We start from the raw sequence: 4,531 nt of genomic DNA on the forward strand, positions 1-4,531 counted from the left end.
GTACTGGACGTACTTGGGCTTTCGGCCGGTGCGGCGAGAGTGCGTGCCGGGCGTCGCGACGGGGCGAAGGTTGCCTGACGCGGCACTAGGGCACGTATTCGGTCGTGATCAATCTGTGCGATTCACCCTCGCGGCGGGTTCCGATCCGGTAGACCGTGGTGTGTGACGCGAGCGCAACTGACGGATGCGGAGTGGGAGTTCATCGGGCCGTACCTGCCGATCGGCGAGTACGGCCCGTACCCGGAGCGGCTGCGGCAGCAGTTCGAGGGGGTGATCTGGCGGTTTCGGACGGGCGGGCAGTGGCGGGAGATGCCGAAGGAGTTCGGCGCCTGGTCGACCGTCTCCAACCGGTTCCGGCAATGGAGGGACGCCAGTGTCTTCGAAGCCCTGATGGAGGGCCTGATCGCGGAAGCCGCGAAGCGCGGCGAGGTGGACTTGTCCCTGGTCAGTGTGGACTCCACCACTGTGCGAGCCCATCATGACGCCGCCGGGATGCACCTCGACTCCGACACCATGGACGCCCTGGAGAAGGCCGCCGAGGAGGCGGAGAAGGCCAGACAAAAGGGGGAGGCCCGGAGGAACAAGACGGGCGGGACGCCTCAGACGACCCGGACCGGGAGGAACGGCGACGTATCCGGCGTCGGCACAAGCTCCGACTGAAGGCCGCCCTGCTCGGACGCTCCAGGGGCGGGCAGACCAGCAAGGTACATTGCGCCGGCGACCGGAAGTGTCGCCCGCTGGCGTTCATCCTGACCGAGGGCCAGGCCGCGGACAGCCCGCAGTTCATTCCCGTGCTGAAGAAGGTCCGGGTCCGTGGGCCCGTCGGCCGTCCCCGCACCCGGCCGGACGCGGTAGCCGGGGACAAGGCCTACTCGTCACGCGGCAACCGCGCCCACCTGCGAAAGCGCCGGATCAAGGCGGTCATCCCGGAGAAGAAGGACCAGAGCGCCAACCGGAAGAAGAAGGGCAGCCAGGGCGGTCGACCCGTCAGCCACGACGCGGAGCTCTACAAGGAGCGAAACACCGTCGAGCGCCTGATCAACAAGCTGAAGGCCTGGCGAGGCATCGCCACCCGGTACGACCAGACCCCGGAAAGCTACCTCGCCGGCCTCCACCTCCGCGGCGCGGTGATCTGGCTCAAGGACCTCATCCAGGCCCATTGATCACGACCGAATACCTGCCCTAGATCGAATCCCTCCGGAGCCGCCGCCGGATTGGTGGCGGGCACCGACGCGACCCGGACCTCGGGATGGTCTCGCAGCCAGGTGGCGAAGGTGCTGGCGGCCCGGTCGGGCAGGGCGTCGATCGGGCGACGGGTGGTCATGTCGACGAGGATCGTCGCGTAGGTCCGTCCGCGTCGGAGGGTGAACTCGTCGGCTCCGAGCTGTGGCACTGTTCCCGCCGCAGGCAGTGGCAGCGCTCGGACAAGTCGGATCAGGGTGTCCTTGCAGGTGTCGACGGCCATTCGCCGGAACAGACGGGCGCCGGGCCGACCGCCGAGGAACAGGGCCACCTCGGCGAGATGGGCGGTCAGCGCGTCCGTCCGTCGCGCGTGGCGACGGGTCAAGGCCGGTATCTGCTCGGCGAACGTCCGCCGATCGCAGCGCTCGTTCCCGCACACGAGCCGCCGTGCTCGCAGTTCAACACGGACACGTCGGCCCGCGACCGGCCGGTCCGCCAACGTCCGAGGGTAGTAGCAGTGCACCCTCGACGATCCCCGCCCACATCCGGAACAGGCCGCCGACCCCGCCCGAGACGACACAGCAACCCGTACCTCGGTATCGGTCAGCACCAGCCGCTCGACCCGCACCTCAATGCCAGGCAACAGAAGGTCCGCAATCTCAACCCCACCCATCACATCTGATAGCTGCCCAACCACCCCCGAAATAGCGACAGAGCCCGGAAGTTGAGCCAGAACCACGACTGGTGATTACTGACTTCGGCGCTTCGAGGTGGTTGGCCTGTTTGTGTAGCTGACTGACGGTCATTTGCGCCCTATGCCGTTGGTATGCGCTATGCGGATGGGGGTGGTCTGACGCCGAAGGCGCGTCAGTACCGCGAGTCGGTGCGGCTGGAGGCGGCCGTGTTGTTCGACGAAGGCGTCCCGCCGAGGGAGGTGGCCCGCAGGCTGCGGGTGACCGCGAAATCGGCCTACCAGTGGCATCAGGCCTGGCGGGAGTACGGGGCCGGGGGGCTGGCGTCACGGGGACCGGGCGGGCAGCGGTGCAAGCTGTCGGCGCGATGTCGGGAGAAGCTGGCCGAGTACCTGGAGTAGGGGCCGGCCGTGCACGGCTGGGACCAGGACCAGGTGTGGGCCGGCGCGCGGGTGGCGACGCTGATCGGCCGCAAGTTCCATGTGTCCTACAGCGTCTCGGGGGCCACCCGGCTGATGCGCCGGCTCGGTTTCACCCCGCAGGTCCCTGTGCGGCGGGCCGCGGAACGCGACGAACAGGCCGTGGCCGCGTGGAGGGAGGTGACTTGGGCGGAGGTAAAAGCGCCCGGGCGGCCTGCGACGGATGGCTCTGCTTCGAGGACGAGGCCGGGTTCACCCGCAGACCGCCCACAGGACGCACCTGGGGACGACGCGGCACCACTCCGGTCGTGAAGGTCTGCGGCCGGGGCTCCGGGCGGATCTCGGTCGCCGGGCTGCTCGCGATGCGTCCCGGCTCGCGCACCCGGCTGTGCCATCGCGTCCTGCGGCACAGCGGCCGCAGGGGCGAACGCCGCAGCCTGTCCGAGCGCGACTACATCGGCCTGATAGACGGGCTGCACCACCTGGTCAGGGCACCGATCGTGCTGGTGTGGGACCGGCTGAACACCCACGTCTCCCACGCCATGCGCGACCTGATCAACGCGCGGGACTGGCTGACCGTGTTCGTGCTGCCCGCATACGCACCGGAGCTGAACGCGGTCGAGTACCTGTGGGCCCACGTCAAACGAAGCCTGGCAAACCTCGCAAGCGTCGCCCTCGACCGACTCGAAACCCTCGTCCGCAACCGCCTGAAACGCCTGCAGTACCGATCCGACGTCCTGGACGGCTTCCTCGCCGCGACCGGACTCTCCCTCGACCTCCCGCCACCGTCACCTTGAAGCGCCGAAGTCAGTAAGCGGCCCAGACACCGACGCTGGCCGCGGGTGTGGAGTGCTGCGACGGACGGAGCCGTCAGGGAGTCGCCGTGGCCGACGTAGACGGGGGGCGAGGCGATGGCGCGCATGCTGCGTGCAGCTTTGTCCAGGTCGGTGGCGAACGTCGGCTTGCGAGCCATCCGGGCCCGCATGAGGCTGCGGCGTCGCCGGCCAGGATGCTGTGGTCGGGGAGAAGGAGGCAGGTGGATCCGGGGGTGTGGCCGGGGGTCACGAAGGACCGGCCCGGCCGCTCTCCCAGCCGCGGTGGGCCATCAGACGTTCAATGCTGTCCCGGCAGGAGCAGCAGTGGAACGGAGGTGAGGACCGCCCCGGCCATCACCAGCGCGGCCGCCCGGGCTGCCCGCTGCGCCAGGGTGTCGATCACCGCAGTGTTCGGCGTCCCCGGAAGGTACAGCACCGGCACCTGACGGCCGATCGGCCAGCCCCGGGCGGCCGGAGTACGCGCTCCGGCATTCCCGTACCGTGCCGTCCCGGTCAGTGAAGGCCACCACGGGGAAGTAGACGTACGAGTCGTCGGCCGGTTCGCCCAGCACCTGGTCGGAAAGTCCAGCAGCCGGGAGGCATCGGTTCCCGTCGGGCGCTCCGCCCGGGTCTTCCTGACACGGGAAGGCGGGGTGACATACCCGAAGGAGCAGTGCGAAGGGCAGTGGCAGCTGCTCACCGTGGAACAGAAGATTGCTGTTCATCGTGGTGGCTTCATGGACGGTTGCGTGAATCCGGCCTAGCCCGCCCGCACTCCTCTCCGGCGAGCAGACCGGGTGTGGCTGCACTCGGGCCCTCCGGGGCGGGCCAAGGGTCCGGGCCGAAGCCGCACCTTCTGCTGTCACGACGAGTTCCGTGATCAATCAGTGTTCGGACGCCCACCGCTTCACCCGCTCGATCACACCGTCCGGGTCGGGAACGGTCGAGTGGACGGTGAACTCGGCCTACCCGGGATCGTCGATCGGAAGGGCGGGCAACGGATGCTCGCGCAGCCGCGCGACGAGGTACCCGGCGGCCAGCAGGTCACGGGACTTCTCCTCGTCGACACCGGCCTTGTCCGCGTGCCAGTAGGACCCGTCGTACTCCACGGCGAGCTTCCGGCCGCCACCGAGTTCGGCCGTGATGTCGACGTGCCAGACGCTGCGCCGGACGAACACGTTGTGGCGTACTGCCTGGCCGGACGATGCCCCTGCCGAATGCGCGTTCCGCGGCCTCGTGGTGGTCGAGCTCGATCTAGGACATGACCCAGGAGCGTTTGGAGGAGCTTGCGCGGCTGGCGGAAGAACGGCGTCGCGGTCGTGCCTCGGGGTGCGAGCTTCGTGGCGCCGGCGAATGCATGACGAGCCGGAGCAGATGCTACGCCGCCGGTGATCGGTGTCAAGCACGGTCGGCAAGGGCAGGG

At 69.0% G+C, this 4,531-nt stretch carries 5 protein-coding genes and 2 pseudogenes; 4 read left to right on the top strand and 3 right to left on the bottom strand.

Going from position 1 to position 4,531, the window contains the following annotated elements:
* Positions 1–162: 162 nt before the first annotated feature.
* Positions 163–1,163, top strand: a pseudogene (locus ACFVVX_RS37830) (IS5 family transposase).
* Here the strand turns inward: ACFVVX_RS37830 and ACFVVX_RS37835 are convergent.
* Positions 1,097–1,855 carry a transposase family protein gene (locus tag ACFVVX_RS37835; RefSeq protein ID WP_387952702.1) on the bottom strand — a complete coding sequence of 253 codons (759 nt, stop codon included), beginning with the start codon at positions 1,853–1,855 and terminating at the stop codon, positions 1,097–1,099. The pseudogene ACFVVX_RS37830 and the gene ACFVVX_RS37835 sit on opposite strands and share 67 nt — an antisense overlap.
* A 153-nt stretch (positions 1,856–2,008) precedes the next feature.
* On the opposite strand from ACFVVX_RS37835, the gene ACFVVX_RS37840 reads away from it, so the two are divergent.
* The 3 genes and pseudogenes from ACFVVX_RS37840 (at position 2,009) to ACFVVX_RS37850 (ending at position 3,090) form a co-directional block, all read left to right on the top strand.
* Positions 2,009–2,275 carry a helix-turn-helix domain-containing protein gene (locus tag ACFVVX_RS37840; protein ID WP_387952704.1) on the top strand — a complete coding sequence of 89 codons (267 nt, stop codon included), beginning with the start codon at positions 2,009–2,011 and terminating at the stop codon, positions 2,273–2,275.
* A 33-nt stretch (positions 2,276–2,308) separates the two neighbouring features.
* Positions 2,309–2,461, top strand: a pseudogene (locus tag ACFVVX_RS37845) (winged helix-turn-helix domain-containing protein); the annotation flags it as partial.
* A 17-nt stretch (positions 2,462–2,478) separates the two neighbouring features.
* Positions 2,479–3,090: a transposase gene (locus ACFVVX_RS37850; protein ID WP_387952706.1), complete on the top strand. Its 612-nt coding sequence runs from the start codon at positions 2,479–2,481 to the stop codon at positions 3,088–3,090.
* A 316-nt stretch (positions 3,091–3,406) separates the two neighbouring features.
* Here the strand turns inward: ACFVVX_RS37850 and ACFVVX_RS37855 are convergent, their stop codons facing one another.
* Together ACFVVX_RS37855 and ACFVVX_RS37860 are read right to left on the bottom strand one after the other, a co-directional pair.
* A complete protein-coding gene (locus tag ACFVVX_RS37855) occupies positions 3,407–3,544 on the bottom strand; it encodes a hypothetical protein (RefSeq protein ID WP_387952707.1) in 138 nt (45 codons plus the stop codon).
* Between the two features lie 529 nt (positions 3,545–4,073).
* Positions 4,074–4,286, bottom strand: coding sequence for a hypothetical protein (locus tag ACFVVX_RS37860; RefSeq protein ID WP_387952709.1), 213 nt, complete (start codon positions 4,284–4,286; stop codon positions 4,074–4,076).
* Between the last annotated feature and the right edge of the window lie 245 nt (positions 4,287–4,531).

This window comes from Kitasatospora sp. NPDC058170, assembly GCF_042883905.1.
GTDB lineage: Bacteria > Actinomycetota > Actinomycetes > Streptomycetales > Streptomycetaceae > Kitasatospora.

What these genes read in the sequence shown, in the direction of transcription:
- ACFVVX_RS37835 (WP_387952702.1), bottom strand. Translation starts at nt 1,855, where the DNA reads ATGGGTGGGGTTGAGATTGCGGACCTTCTGTTGCCTGGCATTGAGGTG.
- ACFVVX_RS37840 (WP_387952704.1), top strand. Translation starts at nt 2,009, where the DNA reads ATGCGCTATGCGGATGGGGGTGGTCTGACGCCGAAGGCGCGTCAGTAC.